Origin of the sequence: Micromonospora sp. WMMD712 (assembly GCF_029581295.1) — a bacterium.
Taxonomy (GTDB): domain Bacteria; phylum Actinomycetota; class Actinomycetes; order Mycobacteriales; family Micromonosporaceae; genus Micromonospora; species Micromonospora carbonacea.
Genome location: NZ_CP120743.1, coordinates 7,432,662 through 7,457,944, shown reverse-complemented (window position 1 = coordinate 7,457,944; position 25,283 = coordinate 7,432,662). Strand labels below are relative to the sequence as shown.

Sequence of the window (25,283 nt, the reverse complement as noted above, 5' to 3'; positions counted from 1 at the left end):
TTCGGCGCGCGCATACCCGCCTCGGTGCGCCGCACGCCGCGCGACACGTACCGAATTTCCCGACATCGCCCCCCAGAGCGGGCCTGACCTGCGCTGACGGGCAGCGGCCGACCGCCCCGCGCGGACGCCCGACGCCGGTCGGCCCCACGATCGGGCCGTCGGCGGGCGGGTCCGGCTAGGCTGCGGACATGCCAGGCACGGTCGGGCGAGTCCCCACGCCAGCTACGCCCGCCGCGGAGGCGTCCGCCCCCGACGCCGCAGGCGTCGTTCCCGGCCGGTCGCGGGCCGCCACGACGCTCGGCCCGCCCCAGCACTGGGACCCGGCGGTACGCGGCGCGGCCGAGCTGATCCTCGCCTCGCCGGTGCCGATGGCGCTGGCCCTCGGCGACGACCTCCTGCTGTTCTACAACGACGCGTACGCGACGCTCATCGGCGACCGCCACCCCGGCGCGGCGGGCCGGCCGGCCGGCGAGGTGTTCGCCGACGTGTGGGGCGAGCCGGGCGTCGGCGACGCGTTCGAGCGCGCCTACCGGCAGGGCGAGTCGTCGCTGGAGCGGGAGGCGGTGCTCCCGTACGACCGGCAGCAGCCCGACGCCCGGGGCCAGGCGGTGTTCACGCGCGGCCACTCCCCGGTGCGCGACAGCGCGGGGCGGGTCGTCGGGGTGCTGACCGTGACCGCCGAGACCAGCCAGGCCACCGAGCAGTTGCAGAGCCTCAGCGACGTGGCCGCCGCGCTCGCCGGCACCCTCACCCTGGACGACGTGGCCCGGGTCGCCCTGCGCTACCTGCTCACCGCGTTCGACACCGACCGGGTCACCTTCGGCGTCGACGACGGGGCGGGGTGGCGCACGGTGCGGCGGGTCCGCGGCGAGCTGCTGGACGAGGCCGACGAGCGGCTGCCCCCGCTGTGGCGGCGCTCGCCCGCCGACTCCACCGGGCCGTTGATCGTCGCCGCGCGCAGCGGGGTCGCCCAGTTCGTCTCCGACGGGCAGCCGCTGCGGGACATCGCGGTGGACCGGCACGACCAGAAGGTGCGGGCGCTGGCCGCCCAGCCGCTGCGCACGTCGGCGCTGCGGGGCGGGATGACCGTCGGCTACCACGCGGCGCGCGCCTGGTCGGCCGCCGAACGGGCCCTGCTGGCCGCCTCGGCCGAGCTGATCGGCCAGGCCGCCGAGCGCGCCCGCCGGTTCGAGACCCAGCACGGCACCGCCCAGCTGCTGCAACGCAGCATGCTGCCGGAGCACCTGCCGGCCCTGCCCCGGCTGCGGATCGCCGCCCGCTACGACGCCGGTGTCGACGGCAACGCCGCCGGTGGCGACTTCTACGACGCGTTCCTGCTGCCCAGCGGCGAGCTGGGGGTCGTCCTCGGCGACGTGGCGGGCCACGACGTGCAGGCGGCGGCCCGGATGGGTCAGGTCCGGGCGGCGCTGCGCGCGCTGGCCCTGACCGATCCCCGGCCCGACGCCGTGCTCGCCGGGCTGGACCGCCTGGTGAGCAGCCTCGGTGCCGAGACCGGCAGCCAGGAGCTGTTCGTGACCGTGGTGTTCGGGGTGGTCGACGCGCAGCGGGAGCGGCTCACCCTGGCCAGCGCCGGGCACCCCGCGCCGCTGGTGCGCCGGGGCGGGCCCGGCGGGGAGCCCGTGGCCGAATACCTGGACGTGCCGCCCGGCGCACCGCTCGGGCTGGGCTGCGCCCCGCGCACCACCACCGTCCGCTTCGCCCCCGGCGACACCCTGCTGCTGTTCAGCGACGGCGTGGTGGAGCGGCGGCGGCAGAGCCTCGTCGCCGGGCTGGACAGCCTGGCCGCCGCCGTGGCGGGGGCGGCCAGCGGCGATCCCCGGGCGCTGTGCGCGGTGGCGACGGCGGCCGTCGCCGGTGCCACGGAGGACGACGTGGCGGTGCTGGCGGTGGAGCATGCGCTGATCCCCAGCCGCTCGGCGGGCATGGAGGTGCCGGCGGAGCCGACCGCGCCGAGCCGGGTGCGGCACTGGATGACCGCCCAGCTCACCGACTGGCAGGTGCCGGAGGCCGTGGTCGGCGCCGCGGTGCTGTGCACCAGCGAGCTGACCACCAACGCGCTGCTGCACGCGGGCACCGCCGCCCGCGTCGAGATCGACCTCAGCCCGGAGCGGCTGCTGGTGTCGGTGGCCGACTCGGGCACCCGGGGCACCGTGACGCGGGCCCACACCGACACGTTGAGCAGCCGGGGCCGGGGGCTCGGCCTGATCGAGCAGCTCAGCGACGCCTGGGGCACCGACCCGACGGTCCGGGGCTCGACGGTCTGGTTCGAGATCCTCATCCCGGCCGGTTGACGCGCCGCCCCGGCCGGGTAGGGCCGCCGGGCCGCGACACATCGATTGCGGCGGGCACGCTTACGGCGGCCGTGCACGGGGCAAGGTCCGTCACCACTCGCCCGCATCTCGCGGGCGGGCGGAAGGGTGGTGCCGTGGAGCCGGTAGACGTCTCGTTCGCGGTGGTGGGGCTGGGCGCCCTGCTCGCCGGGATCCTCCCCCGGGTGCTGGAGCGCCGGCCCCTGTCGATGCCGATCGCGTTCCTCGGCCTCGGCATGCTGATCTTCATCCTGCCGACCGGGCTGCCCGACCCGGACCCGCTGGAGCACTCCGAGATCGCCACCCACCTCACCGAGATCGGCGTGATCGTGGCGCTGATGGGCGCCGGGCTGAAGATCGACCGCCCGCTGAGCTGGGCCAGGTGGTCGTCCACCTGGCGGCTGCTGGCGATCGCGATGCCGCTGTGCATCGCGGCGGTGGCGCTGCTGGGCTGGTGGTGGGCGGGGCTGGTGCCGGCCGCCGCGCTGCTGCTCGGCGCGGCGCTCGCCCCGACCGACCCGGTGCTCGCCTCCGACGTGCAGGTCGGCGAGCCGACCGACGTGGAGGACTCCGAGGACGAGGTGCGGTTCGCGCTGACCAGCGAGGCCGGTCTCAACGACGGCCTGGCCTTCCCCTTCGTGTACGCGGCCGTCGCGATCGCCACGGCCGGGCTCGCCCCGCGCGAGTGGTTCGTCGACTGGTTCGCCGTCGATGTGCTCTACAAGCTGGCCGTCGGCGTCGGCGGGGGCCTGGCGGTCGGCTGGCTGCTCGGCAAGCTGTTCTTCCGGGCCCCGAGTCAGTTGCGGCTGGCCCGCCACGCCGAGGGGTTCCTGGCGCTGGCCGCGACGTTCCTGGCGTACGGGCTGGTGGAGGTCGTGGGTGGTTACGGCTTCCTGGCCGTGTTCGTGGCGGCCCGGGCCATCCGGGCGGCCGAGCGCACCCACGAGTTCCACTCGGTGCTGCACGACTTCGCCGAGCAGGTCGAGCGGCTGCTGACCGTCCTGTTGCTGCTGTTGTTCGGCGGCGCGGTGGTCGGCGGGCTGCTCGCCCCGCTGACCTGGCCGGCGGCGCTGGTCGGGCTGGCGCTGGTCTTCGTGGTCCGGCCGCTGGTCGGCTGGCTGTCGTTGCGCGGCGCGCCGGGCCGGCCGGCGGAGCACTGGGTGATCGCCCTGTTCGGCATCCGGGGCGTCGGCTCGTTCTACTACCTGGCGTACGCGACGACGAAGGCCGACTTCCCGCAGGCGGAGCTGCTGTGGGCGACGGTCGGTCTGGTGGTGATCGTGTCGGTGGTGGTGCACGGGGTGGCCGCCACACCGGTCATGCAGCTCCTCGACCGCGAGGGCGAACGCACCGGCTCCCCCGCCTCCCGCGATCTTGCACTTACGGCCCGGGAACAACGGACATAAGCCCCGTTCCAAGGGCCGCAACTGCAAGATCGCCGAGGGCGGGGGGTGCGGGGTCAGGCCGTTAGGCGGGTTTTCAGGGCTCGGCCTAGGTCTCGGCCGGAGCGCCAGGCGCTCTGGATCCGGGGCTCGCCGAAGGCGTCGCCGGCCAGGCCGATGCCGTCGGCGTCGAGGTGGTACGTGCCGTCGCCGGCCCGGTCGACGGGCTTCGCGTACGTCCAGCGGTGCACGTGCACGTGCTCGGCGCGGTCGGGCAGGCCGAGCAGGTCGCGGACGGCCTCCTCGATGGCGCGCGCCGCACCGGTGGGCTGGGCCAGGTGCCCGGCGGCGAACCCGGGCGTGGTGTGCGCGACGAGCACCGGGGCACCGTCGCCGCGCCGGTCGCCGTCGTCGCAGACGAGGTTGAGCAGCGGGTGGTCGTTGACGAACGCGCCCCGGAAGTCCGGCCAGCACCGGGCCGGGAAGCGCAGCACCCCGCTGAGCGTCGGCGACCACCGCTGCGCCCGCACGGCGGCGGTGGCCGCCCCCAGCGCCGGGTCGAGCAGCAGCGCCGCCTGGGGGCCGGGCATGGCCAGCGCCACGGCGGCGCAGGGCTCCCCGTCGACCGTCGGCCCCGGCCCGACGCCGAGCACCAGCCGGTCGACGACGACGGGCAGGTCGGCGGCCAGGTGCTCGACCAGGGAGCGCAGCCCGCGCGGGGCGGCCCAGCGCATCGGGCCGGGCACCTCCCGCCGGCCGTCGGCCGAGTAGGCCACGAACGTGCCGGTCCATTCCCGGGCCAGCCCGGCGGCCGCCCAGCCGCGTACCACCTCGGCGAAGCCGGGATCGCTCACGGTGAAGTACGCCGCGCCGAGGTCCGCCGGCCGCCCGTCGAACCGCTTGCTGGCCATCCGGCCGCCCGGCACCCGGCCGCGCTCGCGGACCTGGACGGGGATCCCCGCCCGGTGCAGCTCGGCGGCGCAGGCCACCCCGGCGATGCCCGCCCCGACCACCACGACCCGCGTCCGGTCCGCTCCCATCCGATGATCGTAGGGGGTGGGGCTCCTCGGCGGGTCTGGCAAGCTCGTGGGGTGACCGACGACCTGGATCGGGCGCTCGCCGGGGTCGGGCCCCGGCTGCGGGCGCTGCGCCGGCAGCGCGGGACGACGCTGGCCGAGCTGTCCGCGGAGACCGGCATCTCGGTGAGCACCCTGTCCCGGCTGGAGTCCGGTGCCCGCCGGCCGGCCCTGGAGCAGTTGCTCCCCCTGGCGCGGGCGCACGGGGTGACCCTCGACGACCTGGTGGACGCCCCGCCGACCGGGGACCCGCGCATCCACCTGCGCCCCGTGACCCGGCACGGCATGATCATGCTGCCGCTGACCCGCCGGGCAGGCGGCATCCAGGCGTACAAGCTGGTGATCCCGGCGGGCAGCGTCCGCCGGGAGCCGGACCCGCAGACCCACGAGGGCTACGAGTGGCTGTACGTGCTCAACGGCCGGCTGCGAATGGTGCTCGGCGAGCGGGACCTGGTGCTCTCCCCCGGCGAGGCGGCCGAGTTCGACACCCGCCTGCCGCACTGGTTCGGGGCCGCCGATCCCGGGCCGGTGGAGTTCCTCAGCCTGTTCGGCAGCCAGGGCGAGCGGGCCCACCTGCGCGCCCGCCCGAAGGCGTGACCCCGAAACCGATCGAACAACGTCACAGGGTCTTCACATGCCGGCAATGGACGCGTACCTTGTCGAGAAAGCGTGGGAGCGCTTCCACGCATATTCATCGATCCGTGGAGGACGACGCCCATGAGAAGCAGACCGGCGCTCGCGGCCGTGGCCGCCGGCGCGACCGCACTCACCGCCGCCACCGTCGCCGTCGGCCTGCTCGGGGCCACCCCGGCCGCCGCCGCCGACTCCGCGTTCTACGTCGACCCGCAGGCCAGCGCCGCCCGCTGGGTCGCCGCCAACCCCGGCGACTCGCGCGCCGCCGTGATCCGGGACCGGATCGCCAGCGTGCCGCAGGGCCGCTGGTTCACCACCACCAACACCTCGACCGTACGCTCCGAGGTGGACCAGTACGTCGGTGCCGCCGCCGCGGCCGGGAAGATCCCGATCATGGTGGTCTACAACATCCCCAACCGCGACTGCAGCGGGGCCAGCACCGGCGGCGCGCCCAGCCACTCGGCCTACCGGCAGTGGGTCGACCAGGTCGCCGCCGGCCTGGCGGGGCGGCCCGCCACGATCGTGCTGGAGCCCGACGTCCTGCCGATCATGACGAACTGCCAGAACTCCAGCCAGCAGGCCGAGACGCGGGCGTCGATGGCGTACGCCGGCAAGAAGCTCAAGTCGGGCTCGTCCCAGGCCAAGGTCTACTTCGACGCGGGCAACTCGGCGTGGCTGGCCCCCGGCGAGATCGCGTCCCGGCTCAACGGGGCCGACATCGCCAACAGCGCCGACGGCATCTCGCTGAACGTGTCGAACTACCGCACCACGGCCGAGTCCGTGTCGTACGCCAAGCAGGTCATCGCCGCCACCGGCGTGTCCCGGCTGAAGGCCGTCATCGACACCAGCCGCAACGGCAACGGCCCGCTCGGCTCCGAGTGGTGCGACCCGCCGGGGCGGGCGATCGGCACGCCGAGCACCACCGCCACCGGCGACTCGGCGATCGACGCGTTCCTGTGGGTGAAGCTGCCCGGCGAGGCCGACGGCTGCATCGCCGCCGCCGGCCAGTTCGTCCCGCAGCGGGCCTACGACCTGGCGATCGCCGCCGGCCCGCTGCCGACGACGACCCCGCCGACCACCGCCCCGCCCACGACCGCCCCGCCGACCACCGCGCCCCCGACCACCGCGCCCCCGACGACGAACCCACCGGCCGGCGGGTGCACGGTCACCTTCACCCCGAACACGTGGACCGGCGGGTTCACCGCCGAGCTGCGGATCACCAACGGCGGAAGCGCGCTCAACGCCTGGTCGCTCAGCTTCGGCTTCCCGGCCAGCGCCGGGGTCCGGCTGTCCAGCGGCTGGAACGGCGAGTGGAGCCAGAGCGGCGACACGCTGCTCGTCCGCAACGTGGCCTGGAACGGCAACCTGCCGGCCAACGGCACGGTGAGCGTCGGGTTCCAGGGCACCTTCTCCGGGTCCTCGCTGCCCGCCCCCAGCGGCTTCGCCCTCAACGGCACCCGCTGCAACTGAGGAACAAGGAAGGGCCCCTTGTTAACGCCTGCGGTATAGAAGGGTCCCCTTCTCACGACCGCCACCACCACCGGGCCCCGGCCGCCGCGCGAGAAGCGCGGGGGCCGGGGCCCGGACCCGTCGGGCGGGCGGCGACGCCGCTCAGGCGCCCTGGCCCTGGTTCTGCATGAGCCCGCCGTCCATGAAGTACGTCGACCCGGTCACGTAGTCGGCGTCGTCGCTGGCCAGGAAGACGGCCAGCCGGCCGATCTCCTCGGGCTCGGCGGCCCGCTTCCACGGGATCGACTGCACCTGCTCCTCCAGGTAGGCCGGGTCGTCGATGGCCTTCTGGTTGAACGGGGTGAGCACCATCCCGGGCCCGATGTTGTTGACGTTGAGGTGCATCGGGGCGACCTCCAGCGCGAGGCTCTTGGCGAACTCCAGCAGCGCCCCCTTGCTGGTGTCGTAGTCCGAGCCGCCGGCGCGGGCCACCTCCTGGTGGATGGACGTGATGTTGATGATCTTTCCGTGGCCGCCCTGGTCGCGGCGGTGCTGGACGAACCGCCGGGAGCAGAAGAACGCCCCGTACACGTTGGTCCGGATCGCCCGGTCCCACGTCTCGGTGTCCAGGTCCGCCACGGGGATGCCGGAGGCGTCGACCCCGGCGTCGTTGATCAGCACGTCGAGGCTGCCGAACTCGGCGATGGCCGCGTCGAACATCGCCTCGACGTCCTGCTCGTCGGTGATGTCGCAGCGCATCACCACCGCCCGCCGGCCGGCCCGCTCCACCCGGTCCCGGGTGTGCTCGGCCCCCTGCCGGTCGTGCAGGTAGTGCACCACCACGTCGGCGCCCTCGCGGGCGAACTCGATGGCGCTGGCCTGCCCGATCCCCGAGTCCGAGCCGGTGATCAGGGCCGTCCTCCCGTCGAGCCGTCCGGTCATCAGCGTGCTCCCTCCGGTCGTGCCGTGCCCGTCGGCACGGTCTGGCGCGGGCGGTCCGCACCCGTTGCGCGTCGCCGCTCGTCGGCGTCGGCGTCGGCGTTGGCGTCGGCGTCGGCGTCGGCGTCGGCGTCGGCGTTGGCGTCGATGTCGGCGGGTCTCCGGCCGGCCGTCGCCTCCGTCAGCTGGCCGGCGGCGTTGATCAATCCGATGTGCGAGAACGCCTGCGGGAAGTTGCCGAGCTGCTCCCCGGTGGCCTGGTCGATCTGCTCGGCGAACAGGCCCAGGTCGTTGACCCGGCCGGCGAGGGACTCGAACAGCCGCTCGGCCCGGTCCACCTCGCCGGCCATGGCCAGGCAGCCCACCAGCCAGAACGAGCAGATGACGAAGCCCGCCGGGTCGCCGTCCCAGCGGCGCAGCAGGCCGTCGTGGGACAGCCGCGCTTCGACGACGTCGATGGTGGCGCGCATCCGGGGGTCGTCGGCGGGCAGGAACCCCACCAGCGGCATGAGCAGCACCGAGGCGTCCAGGTCCGCCGATTCGAAAGCCCCGGTGTACGCGCCGACGCGCTCGTTCCAGCCCCGCCGCAGCACCGCCGCGCGGACGGCGTCCCGGGCGTCCGCCCAGCGGGCCACGTCGGCGGCGTCGCCGAGGCGGGACCCGAAGCGCACCGCCCGGTCCAGGGCGGCCCAGCACTGCACCTTCGACGACACGTAGTGCCGCTCGGCGTCGCGGGCCTCCCACATCCCGGAGTCGGGCAGGTGCCAGTCGGCGACGGCCCGGTCGGCCAGGCCGCGCAGGAGCTGGCGCACCTCCGGGTCCATCGGGTCGAGGTAGTGGCGCATCAGCCACGCCGCGTCGATGATCTCCCCGAGCACGTCGGTCTGCCGCTGCCGCCACGCGTCGTTGCCGACGAAGACGGGCCGGCTCTCGGCGTACCCGGCGAGGTGGTCGAGCCGGTGCTCGGTGAGGTCCCGCTCCCCCTCGACGCCGTACATGATGGGCACCGGCTGGTTGCCGATGCGGCCCATCGCCCGCGCCACCCAGGCGAACTGCCGGTTGGCCTCGTCGGGGCAGGCCGCCAGCCACAGCGCCCGCAGGGTCAGGCTGAAGTCCCGCACCCAGACGAAGCGGTAGTCGTAGTTGCGGTCCCCGCCCAGCGCCTCCGGCAGCGAGGTGGTCGCCGCCGCGACGATCGCGCCGCTGGGCTGGTACGTCATGCCCTGCACCACCAGCGCGCTGCGCCGCACCAGCTCCGGCCAGCGGCCCTGGTACGGGTGCAGCCCCGCCCAGGAACGCCAGCCGGCCGCCGTCTCGGCCACCGTCGCCGCCGCGTCCGGCGTCGCCGGCTCCCCGCCGTCGTACGCCGGGGCGTACCCCAGGGTGAAGCCGTAGGATTCGCCGGCCCGGACGGTGAACGTGGCGGTGGCCTCGCTCTCGCCGCAGGTCAGCGGCACGTCGCCGCGCAGCCGCAGCCGGGCCGCCCCGGCCGTCGCGTCGAGCCCCCCGGGGTGCGCGACCAGATACGCGGCGACCCGCCCGTACTCGAAGCGGGGCCGGTAGGTCAGCCGCACCGGCACCGCACCGGAGACGCCCTCCACCAGCCGGGCGAGCACCCGGGGCGAGCGCCGGCCGATGTCGTGCCCGCGCGCGCCGGGCTCCAGCGCGAGCGCGTCCGTCACCGCCACCGACCCGTCGGCGGTGGTGAAGACGGTACGCAGCACGAGCGTGTCGTCCAGGTAGGAGCGTTCGCTGGTGAACCCGGCCTCGGGGCGGATCGACCAGTGGCCCGCGTCGTCGCCGAGCAGGCGGCCGAAGACCGACGGGGCGTCGAACCGCGCCGGGCACCACCAGTTGACCGAGCCGGCCCGGTCGACCAGGGCCGCGCTGCGGCCGTCGGCCAGGAAGCCTTGTTCGCTGATCCGTCCGCTGTCCACGCCGGTGCCTACCCGGCCGGGCCGAGCAGCATTCGCCACCGGCGGCCCCGGCCTGGCCGGCGCATTCGCCACCGGCGGCGACGTTACCGCCCGCCCGCCGGGGGAAGGCGGGTGGTCGACGAAGGAGGACACCATGACCAGACCCACGACCTCGACTGCGGCCTGGCAACCCGGAATGCCGGGCGCGAACAACCTCCCGTACGGCCCGGCGGGGCGACCCGCCGCACCCAACGGCGACGGCCACGGCCCGCAGCTGGGGGCGCCCACGGTGACGATCGGGTCGTACCCGGACTATCCGTCCGCACAGCGGGTGGTGGACTACCTGGCCGACAACCGGTTCCCGGTGGAACACACCGCGATCGTGGGGACGAACCTGACCCTCGTCGAGACGGTGCTCGGCCGGCTGACCACGGGCCGCGCGGCCCTGATCGGCGCGGGCACGGGCGCCTGGTTCGGCCTGTTCATCGGGCTGCTGTTCGGCATCTTCACCGCCGGTAGCTGGATCGCGGTGGTCCTGGTCGGGCTGGTGATCGGCGCGATCTGGGGGGCCGTCTTCGGCGCGGTGGCACACGCGATGAGCGGGGGCCAGCGGGACTTCACCTCGGCGAGCGCGCTGCGCGCCGCCCAGTATGCGGTCACCGTCGACGCCGGCGTGGCCGACCAGGCCCGGCAACTGCTGGGCCGGATGCACATGACGCCGACGGGGGCGACCGCCCGTTGACCGGCGACCCGACTGCCCACCGGCGGCCCCGGGGACTCCCGGGGCCGCCCGGCGCGCCGGAGACGGGCCGACGTGCCGGAGACGGGCCGACGTGCCGGAGACGGGCCGGCGCGCCGGGGGCCAGCGGCCCCGCCCGGCGAGCCGACGCCCGCCAGGCCGGTGTCCGGGGGCAGGGCCGGCATCCGGCAGGCCGCCCCGACCATGATCGACTCCATGTCGGCGACATGGCGGTATCCGGGCGGCCGGGATACCGCCATGTCGCCGACATGACGCGCCCGCCCGGGGCGGGCAGAGGCCGGGGCGGGCAGAGGCCGGGGCGGGCAGAGGCCGGGGCGGGCCGGGTCAGCCGGCGCACCCCGCCCGCGCGACGGAACCCGCCCGCGCGACGAAGCCGCGCCACGCGGCGGGCGCGAAGGTGAGCGTCGCGCCGGCCGGGTCCTTGCTGTCCCGCACCAGCACCACGCCGGGCAGGTTGTCGGCGACCTCGACGCAGTTTCCGCCGTTGCCGCTGCTGCGGGTGCTCGTGCGCCACCGCGCGCCGGTCAGGTCCATGCTTTCGCCATCTCCCCGAGTAGGTCGGCCGATTGCCAGTGGGAGAGCGCCTCGCCGCGCACGTTCTCCCAGACGGTCAGCAGGGCCGCGACGTCCTCCGGGTCGGTGACGAGCTGCCCGTCGAGCTGGGTGTCCACATAGCCCGCCGTCCGCAGCTCCGGCCCCACCGCGAGCACGAACGGACCGTTGAGCCCAGCGTACGCGCCGACCGTCGCCGGCACGACGTGCACGCGGACGTGCGGGGCCGCGCAGGCCGCCACCAGGGCCTCCAGTTGCCCGCGCATCGTCTCCGGGCCGCCGACCGGGCGGCGCAGCGCCCCCTCGTCGATGACCGCCGTGAGGCGGGGCGGGTCGTCGCGGCGCAGGATCTCCTGGCGGGCCAGCCGGTTGGCGAGGTGCTGCTCGACGTCGCCCGGGGCGATCAGGCCCGCGCCGCCGAGCACCGCGCGGGCGTAGGCCTCCGTCTGGAGCAGGCCCGGCACCACCATCGACTCGTACGACCGCAGCGACACCGCCTCCCGCTCCAGCTCCTGCCACGGCCGGAACCACGCCATCGGGTAGCGTCGTCTCGACGTGTCCGGCCAGATGTCCCGAATGGGCTGGCCGAGCGCCTCGGCCGCCGCCAGCCGGTGCCGCGCGTGGGGTATCCGGTCCTCGTTCAGCCACCGGGCGACGGTCTTGCGGTCGACGCCCAGCCGGGCGGCGAGCGACTCGATCGAGTGCCCGCTGTCGCGCAGGGCGAGGCGCAACGCATCGTTCATGGTCTCCCCCGTGGTCGTGTGGGATGTCTGGGCACCATAGCCAGCACGGGCTGTTCCTGTCCGCTTACACACGGCAGGTTGGGGTGTCGAAGGGCGCGGATCGACGGGACCGGGAGACGCCATGACACACCACACAGGACGCGAGCCGGGCCCGGTCGCGCCAGCCCGACTCGACGCGGAGAAACCAGCCCGGCTCGACGCGGGAGAGGTCGCGTCCGCGGCACGCCCGGCCGACGTGCCGGTCGACCTGGAGCTGCACTGCGCGGGGCGGCCCGACTGGCGGTGCGCGCACGACGGCGAGCCGTTCCCCTGCCCGACCTGGCGGGGCCTGCCCCTGGACGACAGCCTGCGCGCCGTCCTGCTGGCGGCGTTCACCCTGTTCCTGCGCCCGGCGATCCGCGACCTGCGGGGCCAGCCCGACGGCCCGACCCCACCGGAGATCGTGCGGCGGTTCCTGTGGTTCCTGCCGGTCACCGACGAGGAGGCGCGCGCCGTCGCGCTGCGGTACCGCTGATGGCGCGCCCGCGCCCCCACCTACCGGTGCGCCCCGTCTGGCTGTGCGGGCGCTGCGGCGCGCCGTGGCCCTGCGGCGCGGCCCGGCTGTCGCTGCTGTCCGAATACCGGGGCGACCGCACCTCGCTGCTGGTCTACCTCGCGGTGCTGCGGGAGGAGGCGAGGGAGCACCTGACCGCCCTGCACCCGGCCACCCCGCCCGGCGACCTGACCGACCGCTTCCTCACCTGGGCCCGCGCCCGCCGCTGACCCCTCGATCGAGGCCCCTCCCCCGGCGATGATCGACTCCATGTCGGCGACATGGCGGCATCCGGACCCCCGGGACACCCCCACCCGCCCGACATGATCAACCCACCCCCGACGGGCTGGCCCGCGCGGGCCAGCCCGGGTGGGCCGGTCAGGGTGGGCCGGTCAGGGGTCGGTGGCCAGGCGGGCGTGCAGGTGCTCGTCGTGGCGGCGGCCGTCGCCGTAGCGGTGCGACTCGCGCAGGGTGCCCTCGAAGGGGTAGCCCGCCCGCTCGGCGACCCGGCAGGAGGCGGGGTTGGCCACGGCGTGGAACAGCTCGACGCGGTGCAGGCCGAGCATGGCGAAGCCCCAGGCGGTGAGCCGCCGGACGGCGGCGGTGGCCACGCCCCGCCCCCGGGCGGCGGGGGCGGTCCAGTAGCCGATGTTGGCGTGGCCGCCCCCGATGCCGCTCAGCGACACCGAGCCGAGCAGTTCGGTGTCGCCGGGGTCGGCGACGGCGAGGGAGGCGTGGTCCCCGGCGGACCAGTCGGCGCGGCGGCGCACCCACTCGCGGGCCCGCGCCTCGTCCAGGTCGCCCTGCGGGTTCCAGGTCGCCACGGCCGGGTCGCGCAGGGCGGCCAGCACGGCGGGGGCGTCGGCCGCACGCCAGGGGCGCAGCAGCACCCCGGGGGCGACCAGGCGTACGTCGTCCATGCCCAGCAGTCTGTCAGCCGCCGCCGACGGCCCGCCCGGCGTTTCTCGTTCAAATCCAAAGCGAAGCACCACGATGGCGTAAAGTAGCGCAGCTCACAGCCAGTTCGGAGCACTTGTCAAAATTTGAAAGAGTGCTACCGTTGCGGGCATGACGGAGAGCCTGGACAGCGCGCGGATGGCCTGCTGGCGGGCCTACATCGAGTCGAGCCAGCGGCTGTTCACCCAGCTTGAGGACGACCTGCGGGCCGACAGCGAGCTGAGCTTCGCCGACTACCACGTGCTGGTGCTGCTCTCCGAGGCGCCGGGGCAGCGGCTGCGCATGGGCGAGTTGGCCGGTCGACTGGTCTTCTCGCCCAGCCGGCTGACGTACCAGATCACCACCATGCAGAAGCGCGGCCTGGTGGCCCGGCAGTCGTGCGCCGAGGACGGGCGCGGCAGCGAGGCGGTGCTCACCGCCGCCGGGCTGCTGGCGCTGCGCGAGGCCGCGCCGCACCACCTGCGCTCCGTGCGCGCCCACCTGATGGACGACCTCGACGACGCCGAGGTCGCCTGCCTGACCCGGGTCTTCGAACGCCTCGGCCGGCGGCTGCGCCGCGACCGCGACGCCTCGTCCACCCCCAGCGAGTAAAGGAGTTCGAGATGCCCGCCATCACCGTCGACGACGTTCTCGTCCTGCCCCGCCTGCCCCGGCTCGACGAGTCCACCCGCTACCGCCCGGTCCGCAAGCTCACCACCGCGCCCAGCGGCTACGAGGGCGAGGGCTTCCCGGTCCGCCGGGCCTTCGCCGGGGTGCCGATGCACGAGCTTGACCCGTTCATCCACCTCGACCAGATGGGCGAGGTCGACTACGCCCCGGGCGAGCCGAAGGGCACCCCGTGGCACCCGCACCGGGGCTTCGAGACGGTGACCTACATGATCGACGGGATCATGGACCACCAGGACACGCTGGGCGGCGGCGGCACGATCACCGACGGCGACACCCAGTGGATGACGGCCGGCAGCGGCCTGCTGCACATCGAGGCCCCGCCGGAGCACCTGGTGGTCAGCGGCGGCCTGTTCCACGGCCTCCAGCTCTGGGTCAACCTGCCGAGGGTGGCGAAGATGAAGCCGCCGCGCTACCAGGACATCCGCGGCAAGGAGTCGGCGCTGCTCACCACGCCGGACGGCGGGGCGCTGATCCGGGTCATCGCCGGTGAGGTCGCCGGGCACCGGGGGCCGGGCTCGACGCACACCCCGATCACCATCGCCCACGTGACGGTGCAGCCCGGGGCCGAGCTGAGCCTGCCCTGGCGGGCCGACTTCAACGCCCTGGTCTACGTGCTCGCCGGGCGCGGCACGGTCGGCACCGAGCGCCGGCCGTTCCACACCGGGCAGCTCGCCGTCCACGGTCCGGGCGACGCGCTGCGGGTCACCGCCGACGCGACGCAGGACTCGAACGCCCCCGCCCTGGAGCTCTACATCATGGGCGGACAGCCCATCCGGGAGCCCGTGGCACATTACGGGCCGTTCGTGATGAACACCCGGGACGAGCTGATCCAGGCGTTCGAGGACTTCCAGGCCGGACGGCTCGGGGTGGTCCCGGCCGAGCGGCTGCCGCACACCGGCGGGCAGGGCGCGCGCCCCTGACGCGGGCCGTGCCGGGCGTCACCGGGGTTCGTCCCCGGTGACGCCCCTCGGCGTACCCGAAAGTGGCTGCCGGTCAGGAGACCGCGAAGATCCCCGCCACCCCCAGCAGCACCATCACCAACACGGCGACGAGCGCCCCCCGCTCGCCCTCCACCGGCTGTTCGGGCTGCTCGGTCATGACATCGGTCGGCTCGGCGGGCATCGTGCGGCCTCCTCGGTGTGCGCTTCGCTCTCTCGGATGTGGCGCTGATCTCTCAGATGTGGCGCTCCGCGCGGATCGCCGGCCAGGTCACCGGGGGTGCCCGTCGGCGTGCGGACCCGGCGCGGGGGTCCTACGGTGAGGACGTTGTCGACCTCGGGAGCTGGAGCGTGCCGATGCGGGACTGGTTCCTCACCGCGGCCGAACGCGCCAACCCGGTCTCCCGGATACCCGTCTGGACGACCGGAAACCTCGCCGAGCCGCTGATTCACGGCTCGGCCTACTTTGACCGACTGGTCAGCGAGGTGGAGGCGCTGCGGGCCGGCGACCATCTCTTCTTCACCGACTGGCGGGGCGACCCCGACGAGCTGATGCGCACGGGCGGCCCGACCGTCGCCCAGTTGTTCAGCCAGGCCGCGCAGCGCGGGGTGGTGGTCAAGGGCCTGCTGTGGCGCTCGCACCTCGACGCCCTGTCGTTCAGCGAGGCGGAGAACCGCAGCCTCAGCGAGGCGATCTGCGCGGCCGGCGGCGAGGTGCTGCTCGACCAGCGGGTCCGCCGGGGCGGCTCGCACCACCAGAAGCTCGTCGTGCTGCGCCACCCCGGCGCGCCGGAGCGCGACGTCGCCTTCGCCGGTGGGATCGACCTGTGCCACAGCCGCCGCGACGACGCCGACCACCACGGCGACCGGCAGGCCGTGCTGATGTCGCCCCGCTACGGCGACCACCCGCCCTGGCACGACGTGCAGCTCGCGCTGCGCGGGCCGGTGGTCGGCGCGCTGGACACCACGTTCCGCGAGCGGTGGACCGACCCGATGCCGCTGGACTCGGAGAACCCGCTGGCCTACCTGCGGGACCGGCTGCGCGGGTCGGACCTGCGCCCGGACCCGCTGCCCGACCAGCCGGCCGACCCGCCGCCGTGCGGCCCGCACCGGATCCAGGTGCTGCGCACCTATCCGGCGGTACGCCCGCGCTACTCCTTCGCCCCCGACGGCGAGCGGACGGTGGCGCGCGGCTACACCAAGGCGGTACGCCGGGCCCGCCGACTGATCTACCTGGAGGACCAGTACCTCTGGTCGACGGAGGTCGCCGACCTGTTCGCCCGGGCGCTGCGGGACAACCCGGAGCTGCACCTGGTGGCCGTGGTCCCCCGGCACCCCGACGTCGACGGCCGGTTCGCGCTGCCGCCGAACCTGGTCGGGCGGGAGCAGGCGCTGGCGTTGTGCGGGAAGGCCGCGCCCGACCGGGTGCACGTCTTCGACGTGGAGAACCACGCGGGCGACCCGGTCTACGTGCACGCCAAGGTGTGCGTGGTCGACGACGTGTGGGCCAGCGTCGGCAGCGACAACTTCAACCGCCGTTCCTGGACCCACGACAGCGAGCTGTCCTGCGCCGTGCTCGACGAGACCCGGGACGAGCGCGCCCCGGTGGACCCGGCCGGGCTGGGCGACGGGGCCCGCCGCTTCGCCCGGGACCTGCGGCTGCGGCTGTGGCGCGAGCACCTGGACCGCGACCCGGGCGGCGGCGAGGACGACGACCTGCTCGACCCGGCCTCGGCGGTGCGGGCGATCACCTCGGCGGCCGACGCGGTGCAGCGCTGGCACGACTCGGGGCGGGTGGGCCCGCGCCCGCCGGGCCGGCTGCGCCCGCACCGCCCCGAGCGGCTGCCGTGGTTCACCCGGGCCTGGGCGCTGCCGGCGTACCGGCTGATCTACGACCCGGACGGCAGGCCGCTGCGGGCGCGTCGCTCCGGCACCTGGTGAGCGGGCACGAGCTGGCCCGTCCCGCCCGGGTACGCGAAGGAGGCGCGCGGGGAGTAGAAGCCCTCGGTGATGGTCAGCGGGTTGGCGGGGCGCAGCGCGTGGACGGGGTGGCCGGGGTCGAGGAAGTCGACGGACTCCACCTCGAACGGCGTGACCGGTTCGGCCACGTACGGGTGGACGCCGCCGGCCAACTCCCCGCCCCGGGCGGTGACGTAGCGGTGGTGGCCGCTGCGGACGACGTGGCCGGTGTGGCCGACGTGGACCCGGGTGCGGATCAGCGGGACGCCGTCGACCTCGGTCTGGGCCACCAGCGTGTCGCCGCGCCGTTCCAGCCAGGTGTGCCCGGCCCCGACGGGTGCGCCGCGCGCGGCGGCGTAGCCGCGCATCCGGGGGCTGGAGCACAGGTAGTGGGTCCACCAGCCGCCCGGGGCGGCCAGGCCGGCGACGCAGACGCCGAGGTAGGTCAGCGAGTAGGCGCCGAGGCCGGAGGTCTGGGTCTCGTCGTCGACCACGTACTGGTTCATGAAGACCCGGGGGTGCGCGTCGGCGCGCAGGCCGTCCGGCAGTAGGGCCACGGCCGCCTCCGGGGCCGCCGGCAGCCAGCAGAGGTAGACCATGCGGCTGTGCACGACGAGGTGCGGGTCGGCGGGGTCGAGCACGGTGCCTCCGGGCGGGGGAAGGTTCCCCGCGACGCTACGGGCCGTCCCGCGCGCGGGACAACGACGGAAAGCCGACAGTGCGGACCCGTAACCGACCGGGAACCGGTAATCACGATCACAGATTCGTACATCGCTGCCCCTTTTAGGGGTTTCATTCCCGAACACACCTTAAGTACATCGTACTTTCGGCTAGATTTCTGGGAGCCGATCAGGCTAAGGTGAGTCCCGAACGGCCCATCTGAAGCTAAACCGAAGCGTCACGTCTTTTATCCGCGGACGAGGTGCAGGGAGGACCACCATGACCGCGCCAACGACCAGCGAGCAGACGACCACAGCGCCGGAGACCACGGCCAAGCTCGACCCGCGAGCGCTCACCGACAGCGCCGCCGACCTGCTCAACGCGATGGCGGCACTGCCCGCCAACCACCCGTCGCGCGCCGCGATGCGGGACCGGGCGATCGAGGCCTGGCTGCCCCTGGCCAACCACCTCGCCCACCGCTACAGCGGGCGGGGCGAGCCGACCGACGACCTCGCGCAGACCGCCGCCGTCGGCCTGATCAAGGCCATCGACAAGTTCGACCCGGCGCGCGGCGTCGACTTCGCCGGCTACGCCATCCCGACCATCATCGGCGAGCTCAAGCGGCACTTCCGCGACCGCACCTGGGACATCCGCGTCCCGCGCCGCCTCCAGGAGCTGCGCCTGGCGATCTCCGACGCCAACAGCTCCCTGCTCCAGACGCTCGGCCGCTCCCCCACGGTCGCCGACATCGCCGCCCACCTCAAGCTCACCGAGGAAGAGGTCCTGGAGGGCCTGGAGGGCGCCCGCGCCTACAACGCCGTGTCGCTGTCCACGCCGACCGGCGACGGCGACCGGGCCACCGAGCTGGGCGACATGCTCGGCGGCGAGGACAACGAGTTCGAGCTGGCCGAGCTGCGGGTCGCCCTCGGCCCGGCGCTCGCCACGCTCGACGAGCGCGAGCAGAAGATCCTCACGCTGCGCTTCTACGGCAACCTGACCCAGTCGCAGATCGCCGAGCAGATCGGCGTCTCGCAGATGCACGTGTCCCGGCTGCTCGCCCGGGCGCTGACCAAGCTGCGGGGCCAGCTCGACGGCACCTACTAGGCCCGCCCGCACGAAAGACGAGGGGCCCGGCGCGCGCGTGCGCCGGGCCCCTCGCGTGTCGGCTCCGTCAGCCGGCCGTCGCCGGCTCCCGCCGTCAGCCGGCCGTCGTCGGCTCCCGCCACATCGGGAAGAACGGCGTGCCGTCCGGCAGCCGGAAGACCTCCCGCGGCCGGTAGCCGTGCCGGGCGTACAGGTCCCGGCCCCGCTCGCTGCTCGCCTCCAGATAGCCGGGCACCCCGTTGGCGTCCAGCCAGGCATGGTGGTGACGCAGCAGCGCCGACCCGATCCCCCGCCCCTGCCGGCCGGGCGCGACCGCGAGGAACGCCAGATGGTGGTGCCGGTCGTGCGGGTGGGTCGCGGCGAACAGGTCGTCGAGGTGGCGGAACCGGTCGACCCACTCGCCGCACGCGGCGGCCAGCCGGGCGTCGTAGTCCGCCGGCGGACCGACGTCGTCGCCGGTCTGCGGGAACCAGACCGCCACCCCCGCCCGGTCGGCCGTGGCGTGCACCTGGCCGTGCGCCATGGCGTGCGAGACCAGGATCTCGAAGTTGTCGGCCAGCACGGGCCGGCGTCGGGCGGCGTCCGGCACGAGCCAGTGGGTCGCCGGGAGCACCAGGAACGCCTCGGCGATCCGCTCGGCCACCAGCCGGGTCTCGGCCGGGCCGAGCCGCTCGACGGGTACGTCGCTCACCTGTGCGCCCCCGCGCCCGCGCGGGCCGGCTCGCCGTCGTAGCCCGGGGCGGCCACCAGGGTGGCGCTCTCCGCGCCCAGCCCGATCCGGGCGTAGACGTCGGGCCGGCTGTTGCGCAGCACCAGCGCCCAGAGCACGCCGACCAGCGCGGCCACCGGGTACGCGGCCGGGACGGCCCAGCGCAGCGCGGAGTCGGGGGCGACGCCGAGCAGGATGGCGAAGTTGTCCACCGCCACCGTGATGATGGCGACCAGCGCCACGGCGGCCAGCCCCGGGGCGATCAGCCGCCGCCACAGGTTCTCCTGGGCCCGGGTGCGGGCGAAGTAGGCCATCACCGCGATCGACGTGGTGGCGATCAGCAGCAGCACGCCGAACCCGCCGCCGGAGCCGGCGTAGTAGAAGAGCTGGAGCACCGGGTCCCAGCCGTTGACCGCGTAGAGCACGATCACCAGCAGGCCGAGGACGCTCTGCGCGAGCGAGGCCACCCGGGGCGAGCCGGTGCGCGGCGAGGTCTGCCCGAACGCCGCCGGCAGCACCCGCTCCCGGCCGAGCGCGAACGCGTACCGGGCGGTGGTGTTGTGGAAGGAGATCATCGCGGCCAGCACCGAGGTCATGAACAGCGCCTGGCCGATGGTGACGGCGGTGTCGCCGAGGTGGGCCGCCGCCAGGTTGAAGATCAGCTCGACGCTCTGCTCGCCGGCCTGCGCCGAGATCCGGTCCGGGCCGACGGCGACGGTCATCGCCCACGACGACAGGGCGTAGAGCCCGGCGATGATCGCCACCGACAGGTAGGTGGCCATCGGGACCGTGCGCTTCGGGTCCCGGCTCTCCTCGCTGAACACCACCGAGGACTCGAACCCGACGAAGCCGGTCATGGCCAGCACCAGCAGCGCGCCGGCCCCCGGGACGAGCAGGCTGTCCGGGGAGAGCGCGGCGAGGCTCACCGAGCCGCCGGCCGGGTGGCCGAGCTGCCCGAGGTCGAACACGAGGATCACCGCGATCTCGGCGACCAGCAGCACCGCCAGGACCATGCCGTTGACGTCGACCCGCAGCAGGCCGAGCACGGCGACCAGGGCCCAGGCGACCAGGGCCACCACCCACCAGGCCGGCGACGCGCCGAACAGCCGCTCCAGCACCGGCGTCGCCGCCGCGCCGACCGCGCCGTACAGGCCGACCTGGAGCGCGTTGTACGCCAGCAGGGCGACCCACGCCGCGCCGACGCCGGCCGGGCGGCCCAGCCCCCGCGAGACGTACGCGTAGAACGCGCCCGCGTTCTCGACCCGGCGGGCCATCGCCACGTACCCGACGGAGAAGAGGGCGAGCACCGCGCCGACCACCAGGAAGGCCAACGGCATCCCGGTGACGCCGGTGACGGCGTAGCCGGTGGTGACCACGCCGGCCACCACGGTCAGCGGCGCGGCCGCCGACAGCACGAAGAAGATCACCGACGGGACGCCGAGGCGGCCACGGGCCAGGGCGTCGGAGACGTTGCTCGGTCGTTCGAATGTAGTCGTGGGGGGCATCGACTGCTCCGGTTCGAGGAGGGGGGTGAGGGGCCGGCGGCCGTCAGGGCATGCCGCGCAGCACGGCCGCGCCGACGGCGGCCTCGGTGTGCGCGACCAGCTCCTTCAGGGGCGGGGGCAACGCCGGGATGAGAACACTGAGCCGGTGGTGGGCACGGGGGCCGGCGCTCCACAGCACCTCACGGGTGAGGCCGGCGGCGGAGACCAGGCCGAGCAGCAGGGCGTCCGGCACGGTCGGGGGCTCCGGCCGGTCGAGCAGGGCCCGCAGCCGGGTGGCCGGCCAGGCCACCGCGTTGAGGTCGATCGGGACGTAGCTGACGGTGGTGCGCAGCAGGCGGCGGTTCTCCTGGCGGCGCAGCACGCCGCTGCGGGCCAGCCGCTCCGCCACCGAGGTCGCCGCGCTCTGGCCGAGGAAGCTCAGCCAGGTGCGCACCGACTGGTGCTGGGACTCGCCGACCAACTGGTCCAGGACGGTGTGGGCCAGGGCGTCGGCGGGCGGGCGGCGGTCGACCACGGTCACGTTCCCGGCGGCGACGGTGAGCTGTCCGAACAGGACCAACTCGCCGAGCAGGGCCGCCGCCAGGCCGATGCCCGCCGCGCTGGGGTGCAGCTTGGGCTTGCCCCGGCTGTCGTTGTGGGCGATCAGATAGAACTCGTCGGCGGTGAGCACACGAGCCTCCCGAAACGGATTGTCCACAACTGATCGACGCCGGGTGAAAGGATGCACGTCAGCGGGTTGCAACGCAACTCCCACTTTCGACAGTTGCACTCCGTGTCCGAACGACCTGGGGATCTTGGCGTGACAGACTCGGAGGGTGACCGCCAGCCCGACCGTCCGCCGCCGTCGTATCGCCCGCGAGCTGCGCCACCTGCGTGAGCGCTCCGGGATGACCCTCGACGTCGCCGCCCGTCAACTCGACATGTCCAAGAGCAACCTCTCCCGCATCGAGAACGCCCAGATCGGCATCAAGCCCCGCGACGTCCGGGCCGCCCTGGCCCTCTACCAGGTCACCGGGGCCGACGCCGAGGCGCTGATCGAGATCGCCCGGGGCGCGCAGCAGCGCGGCTGGTGGCAGAACTACAGCGACGTGCTCCCCGAGTGGTTCGAGTTCTACGTCGGGCTGGAGGCCGAGGCGGCGTCGCTGCGCACGTACGAGGCCGAGGCCGTGCCCGGCCTGCTCCAGACCGAGGCGTACGCCCGCGCGATCTACCGGCTCACCGCCGGGGAGGAACGCATCGAGCGCAAGGTCGCCGCCCGGCTGCGCCGGCAGGACGTGCTGCACCGGGAGAACCCCGTCGAACTGTCGGTGGTGCTCAACGAGGCGGTGCTGCTGCGGCCGGTCGGCGAGCCGGCCGCGATGGCCGAGCAGCTGACCCACATCCACCACGTCGCACAACTACCGAACGTCACGGTGCAGGTACTTCCGTTCGCGGCCGGCGGGCACCCGGCGATGACCACCCCGTACGTCATCCTGGGCTTTTCCGACGACGCCGACGCATCCGTGGTTTACCTGGATAACCTCACGATGGGACTGGCTCTGGAGGAAGCCGATCATGTGTGCGGGTATAGCCTGTTGCACGAGAAGCTGTGCCGGATGGCGCTCAGTCCGGCGGATTCGTTGACCCGCCTGGAGGAGGCTTCTCGTAACTTTGCGTGACCGCATCGCGGCGCGCCAGCAGAAGACGAGGTATCGGGGATGACCGCGCTCGACCTGTCCCGGGCGGCCTGGCGGACCAGCAGCCGCAGCAGTGGCAACGGCAACTGCGTCGAGGTGGCCACAGCCGACGGTCGGGTCGCGGTCCGCGACTCCAAGGACCGGGAGGGCCCCGCGCTGGTGTTCGCCCCGGCGGCGTGGGGCGCGTTCGTCGGCGGCCTCGACGTCGTACGCCCCCGCTGACGCCCGGCGGGCCGGTGCGACAGTAGGACGGTGCTCGCCGACGTAACCCTCGACCTGCCGGTCCGACCCGCGCTGCCGGCGCTGCTCGACGCGCTGCGCGCGGCCGGCGGCGCGGTCCTGGTCGCGCCGCCCGGCACCGGGAAGACCACCCTGGCCCCGCTGGCCGTGGCCGGGGCGGTCGCCGGCCGGGTGGTGATCGCCCAGCCGCGCCGGGTGGCCGCCCGCGCGGCGGCGCACCGGATGGCCGCCCTGCTCGGCGAGCGGGTCGGCGACCGGGTCGGTTACGCGGTGCGCGGCGAGCGCCGGGTCAGCGCCGCCACCCGGGTCGAGGTGGTCACCACCGGCCTGCTGGTGCGCCGGCTGCACCGCGACCCGGAGCTGCCCGGCGTCGGCGCGGTGCTGCTCGACGAGTGCCACGAGCGGCAGCTCGACGCCGACCTGGCGCTGGCGTTCACCGCGCAGGCGCGCGAGGCGCTGCGCCCGGACCTGTGGCTGGTCGCCATGTCGGCGACCCCGGACCCGGACCGGTTCGCCGCGCTGCTCGGCGCGGCGGGCGCGCCGGCCCGGGTGGTGCGGGCGGAGGCGGCCCTGCACCCGGTGACCCGGGTCTGGGCCCCGCCGCCCCGCCCGGCCGCCGTGACCGCCTCCGGCCGGGTCGACCCGGCGCTGCTGGACCACGTGGCGGCCACCGTGCGCCGGGCGCTCGCCGAGCGCGACGGCGACGTGCTGGTCTTCCTGCCGGGGGTCGGCGAGATCGCCGCCGTGACCGGGCGGCTGGCCGCCCTGCGGGGCACCGTCGACCTGCTGCCGCTGCACGGGCGGCTGCGCGCCGCCGAACAGGACGCCGCGCTGCGCCCCGCCGGCCGGCGGCGGGTGGTGCTGGCCACCGCCGTGGCGGAGAGCAGCCTGACCGTGCCCGGGGTCCGGGTGGTGGTCGACGCCGGGCTGGCCCGGGTGCCCCGGGTGGACCTGTCCCGGGGGCTGGGGGCGCTGGTCACCGTGCCGGTGTCGCGGGCGGCGGCGACGCAGCGGGCCGGGCGGGCCGGGCGGGAGGCGCCCGGGCACGTGTACCGCTGCTGGTCGGCGGCGACCCACGACCGGCTCGCCGCCCAGCCCGAGCCGGAGATCGCCACCGCCGACCTCACCGGCTTCGCCCTGGAGCTGGCCGCCTGGGGCAACCCGGACGGCACCGGGCTGGCCCTGCCCGACCCGCCGCCGGCCGCCGCCATGACGGTCGCCCGGGACACCCTGACCACCCTCGGCGCGCTAAACGCGGCGGGCCGGATCACCGACCGGGGGCGCGTCATCGCCGCGGCCGGGGCGCACCCCCGGCTGGCCCGGGCGCTGCTGGACGGCGCGCCCGTAGTCGGCGCGGAGCGGGCCGCCGAAGTGGTGGCGCTGCTCGCCGACGACACCGTCGCCGGGCCGGGCGACGACCTGGCCGCCGCGTGGCGGCGGCTACGGGCCGGCGCGGATCCGGCGGCCACCGCCCGCTGGCGCGCCGAGACCCGCCGGCTGCGCGCCGCCCTGCCCGACGGGGCGGCCACCCCGACACCCCCGCTGCCCGACGAGCTGGCCGCCGGGCTGCTGGTCGGGCTGGCGTACCCGGAGCGGTTGGCCCGCCTCCGGCGGGCCGGCGGGTCGACGTACCTGATGGCCGGCGGGACCGCGGCGGAGCTGGCCCCGGGGTCGGCGCTGGCCGGCACGACGTGGCTGGCCGTCGCGGTGGCCGACCGGTCCCCCGGCACGCCGACCGCCTGGGTGCGGCTGGCCGCCGGCCTGGACGAGGCGACGGCGCGGGAGGCCGGCGGGCCGCTGCTGCGCTCCGGGCGGGAGGTCGCCTGGTCCGGCGGGGACGTGGTGGCCCGGGACGTGGTCCGCCTCGGCGCGATCGAGCTGGTCGCCCGGCCGCTGGCCCACCCCGCGCCGGCGCTGGTGGCCGCCGCGCTGCGCGACGGGCTGCGCCGCGACGGCCTGGCGCTGCTGACCTGGTCCCCGGCCGCGCGGGCGCTGCGCGAGCGGATGGCGTTCTGCCGGCAGGCGCTCGGGCCGGACTGGCCGGACGTGACCGACGACGCGCTGCTGGCCGGCGTCGACGACTGGCTGGACCCCGAGCTGGCGGCCGCCCGCCGCCGCGCCGACCTGGCCCGGGTGGACGTCGTCGCCGCGCTGCGCCGGCTGCTGCCCTGGTCGCTGGCGGCCCGGCTGGACGAGCTGGCCCCCGAGCGGATCGCCGTGCCCAGCGGTTCCCGGGTCCGGGTGGACTACGCCGACCCGGCCGCCCCGGTGCTCGCGGTGAAGCTCCAGGAGACGTTCGGCTGGGCCGACGCGCCCCGGGTCGCCGCCGGCCGGGTGCCGGTGCTGCTGCACCTGCTCTCCCCGGCCGGGCGGCCGGTGGCGGTCACCGCCGACCTCGCGTCGTTCTGGCGCACGGGCTATCCGCAGGTCCGCGCGGAGCTGCGCGGGCGCTACCCCCGCCACCCCTGGCCGGAGGACCCGACGACGGCCGAGCCGACCCGCCGGGCGGCCCCCCGCCGCCGCTGACCCCGGGCTGCCACCCGGGCGGCGGGCG

General features: G+C 75.2%; 24 protein-coding genes and 1 pseudogene. 14 read left to right on the top strand and 11 right to left on the bottom strand.

The features are described 5' to 3' along the window. Positions 1-188: 188 nt before the first annotated feature. Entirely contained in the window at positions 189-2,312 is a 2,124-nt protein-coding gene (locus O7633_RS31600) for a SpoIIE family protein phosphatase (protein ID WP_282325018.1), read from the top strand. A gap of 134 nt (positions 2,313-2,446) precedes the next feature. Next, the gene (locus O7633_RS31595) at positions 2,447-3,736 is read left to right on the top strand and encodes a cation:proton antiporter (protein WP_282325017.1); all 1,290 of its coding nucleotides are present in this window, start codon (positions 2,447-2,449) and stop codon (positions 3,734-3,736) included. A gap of 53 nt (positions 3,737-3,789) precedes the next feature. Here O7633_RS31595 and O7633_RS31590 read toward each other — a convergent pair whose 3' ends face one another. Continuing rightward, positions 3,790-4,752 carry an FAD-dependent oxidoreductase gene (locus O7633_RS31590; protein WP_282325016.1) on the bottom strand — a complete coding sequence of 321 codons (963 nt, stop codon included), beginning with the start codon at positions 4,750-4,752 and terminating at the stop codon, positions 3,790-3,792. 51 nt (positions 4,753-4,803) lie between these two features. Here O7633_RS31590 and O7633_RS31585 point away from each other — a divergent pair, with 51 nt between their 5' ends. Further along, positions 4,804-5,385 carry an XRE family transcriptional regulator gene (locus O7633_RS31585; protein ID WP_282325015.1) on the top strand — a complete coding sequence of 194 codons (582 nt, stop codon included), beginning with the start codon at positions 4,804-4,806 and terminating at the stop codon, positions 5,383-5,385. Positions 5,386-5,505: 120 nt separating this feature from the next. Next, a complete protein-coding gene (locus O7633_RS31580) occupies positions 5,506-6,891 on the top strand; it encodes a glycoside hydrolase family 6 protein (protein ID WP_282325014.1) in 1,386 nt (461 codons plus the stop codon). 141 nt (positions 6,892-7,032) lie between these two features. Here O7633_RS31580 and O7633_RS31575 read toward each other — a convergent pair whose 3' ends face one another. Together O7633_RS31575 and O7633_RS31570 are read right to left on the bottom strand one after the other, a co-directional pair. Continuing rightward, complete coding sequence (locus O7633_RS31575; RefSeq protein ID WP_074475926.1) at positions 7,033-7,812, bottom strand: glucose 1-dehydrogenase; 780 nt, start codon at positions 7,810-7,812, stop codon at positions 7,033-7,035. 167 nt (positions 7,813-7,979) lie between these two features. Further along, positions 7,980-9,746: pseudogene (locus tag O7633_RS31570) on the bottom strand (glycoside hydrolase family 15 protein); the annotation flags it as partial. 133 nt (positions 9,747-9,879) lie between these two features. Between O7633_RS31570 and O7633_RS31565 the strand changes: the two are divergent. Further along, positions 9,880-10,467 (top strand): general stress protein, encoded by a 588-nt coding sequence (locus O7633_RS31565; RefSeq protein WP_282325012.1) that lies wholly within the window; start codon positions 9,880-9,882, stop codon positions 10,465-10,467. A 342-nt stretch (positions 10,468-10,809) separates the two neighbouring features. Here the strand turns inward: O7633_RS31565 and O7633_RS31560 are convergent, their stop codons facing one another. Then, on the bottom strand, positions 10,810-11,019 hold the full coding sequence (locus O7633_RS31560) for a DUF397 domain-containing protein (RefSeq protein ID WP_282325011.1): 210 nt from the start codon (positions 11,017-11,019) through the stop codon (positions 10,810-10,812). Next, positions 11,010-11,780 carry a helix-turn-helix transcriptional regulator gene (locus tag O7633_RS31555; protein WP_278133882.1) on the bottom strand — a complete coding sequence of 257 codons (771 nt, stop codon included), beginning with the start codon at positions 11,778-11,780 and terminating at the stop codon, positions 11,010-11,012. The genes O7633_RS31560 and O7633_RS31555 overlap by 10 nt, the downstream gene beginning before the upstream one ends. 121 nt (positions 11,781-11,901) lie before the next feature. Here O7633_RS31555 and O7633_RS31550 point away from each other — a divergent pair, with 121 nt between their 5' ends. Further along, the gene (locus O7633_RS31550; protein ID WP_282325010.1) at positions 11,902-12,294 is read left to right on the top strand and encodes a hypothetical protein; all 393 of its coding nucleotides are present in this window, start codon (positions 11,902-11,904) and stop codon (positions 12,292-12,294) included. Beyond that, positions 12,294-12,542 (top strand): flavin reductase, encoded by a 249-nt coding sequence (locus tag O7633_RS31545; RefSeq protein ID WP_278133878.1) that lies wholly within the window; start codon positions 12,294-12,296, stop codon positions 12,540-12,542. Before O7633_RS31550 ends, O7633_RS31545 begins: the two co-directional genes overlap by 1 nt. 162 nt (positions 12,543-12,704) lie before the next feature. Here the strand turns inward: O7633_RS31545 and O7633_RS31540 are convergent, their stop codons facing one another. Further along, positions 12,705-13,232: a GNAT family protein gene (locus O7633_RS31540; RefSeq protein ID WP_282325009.1), complete on the bottom strand. Its 528-nt coding sequence runs from the start codon at positions 13,230-13,232 to the stop codon at positions 12,705-12,707. Between the two features lie 148 nt (positions 13,233-13,380). Between O7633_RS31540 and O7633_RS31535 the strand changes: the two genes are divergently transcribed. Both O7633_RS31535 and O7633_RS31530 read left to right on the top strand, forming a co-directional pair. Continuing rightward, positions 13,381-13,860: a MarR family transcriptional regulator gene (locus O7633_RS31535; RefSeq protein ID WP_178064226.1), complete on the top strand. Its 480-nt coding sequence runs from the start codon at positions 13,381-13,383 to the stop codon at positions 13,858-13,860. A gap of 11 nt (positions 13,861-13,871) precedes the next feature. After that, entirely contained in the window at positions 13,872-14,858 is a 987-nt protein-coding gene (locus O7633_RS31530) for a pirin family protein (RefSeq protein WP_178064225.1), read from the top strand. A gap of 73 nt (positions 14,859-14,931) precedes the next feature. On the opposite strand, the gene O7633_RS31525 is transcribed toward O7633_RS31530, so the two are convergent. Further along, entirely contained in the window at positions 14,932-15,060 is a 129-nt protein-coding gene (locus tag O7633_RS31525; protein ID WP_256095649.1) for a hypothetical protein, read from the bottom strand. A gap of 167 nt (positions 15,061-15,227) precedes the next feature. On the opposite strand from O7633_RS31525, the gene O7633_RS31520 reads away from it, so the two are divergent. Continuing rightward, entirely contained in the window at positions 15,228-16,817 is a 1,590-nt protein-coding gene (locus O7633_RS31520) for a phospholipase D-like domain-containing protein (protein WP_282325008.1), read from the top strand. On the opposite strand, the gene O7633_RS31515 is transcribed toward O7633_RS31520, so the two are convergent. Next, entirely contained in the window at positions 16,766-17,476 is a 711-nt protein-coding gene (locus tag O7633_RS31515) for a hypothetical protein (RefSeq protein WP_282325007.1), read from the bottom strand. The genes O7633_RS31520 and O7633_RS31515 overlap by 52 nt on opposite strands. Before the next feature lie 298 nt (positions 17,477-17,774). On the opposite strand from O7633_RS31515, the gene O7633_RS31510 reads away from it, so the two are divergent. Then, positions 17,775-18,599, top strand: a complete 825-nt coding sequence (locus tag O7633_RS31510) for a SigB/SigF/SigG family RNA polymerase sigma factor (RefSeq protein WP_282325006.1) — start codon at positions 17,775-17,777, stop codon at positions 18,597-18,599. A 94-nt stretch (positions 18,600-18,693) separates the two neighbouring features. Here the strand turns inward: O7633_RS31510 and O7633_RS31505 are convergent, their stop codons facing one another. The 3 genes from O7633_RS31505 to O7633_RS31495 are packed head-to-tail and all read right to left on the bottom strand — an operon-like array spanning position 18,694 to position 21,483. Beyond that, complete coding sequence (locus O7633_RS31505) at positions 18,694-19,290, bottom strand: GNAT family N-acetyltransferase (protein WP_282325005.1); 597 nt, start codon at positions 19,288-19,290, stop codon at positions 18,694-18,696. Beyond that, the gene (locus O7633_RS31500; protein ID WP_282325004.1) at positions 19,287-20,813 is read right to left on the bottom strand and encodes an APC family permease; all 1,527 of its coding nucleotides are present in this window, start codon (positions 20,811-20,813) and stop codon (positions 19,287-19,289) included. The genes O7633_RS31505 and O7633_RS31500 overlap by 4 nt, the downstream gene beginning before the upstream one ends. Positions 20,814-20,856: 43 nt before the next feature. Then, complete coding sequence (locus O7633_RS31495; RefSeq protein ID WP_256095641.1) at positions 20,857-21,483, bottom strand: GPP34 family phosphoprotein; 627 nt, start codon at positions 21,481-21,483, stop codon at positions 20,857-20,859. A 145-nt stretch (positions 21,484-21,628) separates the two neighbouring features. On the opposite strand from O7633_RS31495, the gene O7633_RS31490 reads away from it, so the two are divergent. The 3 genes from O7633_RS31490 to hrpB are packed head-to-tail and all read left to right on the top strand — an operon-like array spanning position 21,629 to position 25,255. After that, positions 21,629-22,471 (top strand): helix-turn-helix transcriptional regulator, encoded by an 843-nt coding sequence (locus O7633_RS31490; protein WP_282325003.1) that lies wholly within the window; start codon positions 21,629-21,631, stop codon positions 22,469-22,471. A gap of 39 nt (positions 22,472-22,510) precedes the next feature. Beyond that, complete coding sequence (locus tag O7633_RS31485; RefSeq protein ID WP_074475911.1) at positions 22,511-22,711, top strand: DUF397 domain-containing protein; 201 nt, start codon at positions 22,511-22,513, stop codon at positions 22,709-22,711. A 30-nt stretch (positions 22,712-22,741) separates the two neighbouring features. Further along, positions 22,742-25,255: an ATP-dependent helicase HrpB gene (hrpB, locus tag O7633_RS31480; protein ID WP_282325002.1), complete on the top strand. Its 2,514-nt coding sequence runs from the start codon at positions 22,742-22,744 to the stop codon at positions 25,253-25,255. Positions 25,256-25,283: the final 28 nt, after the last annotated feature.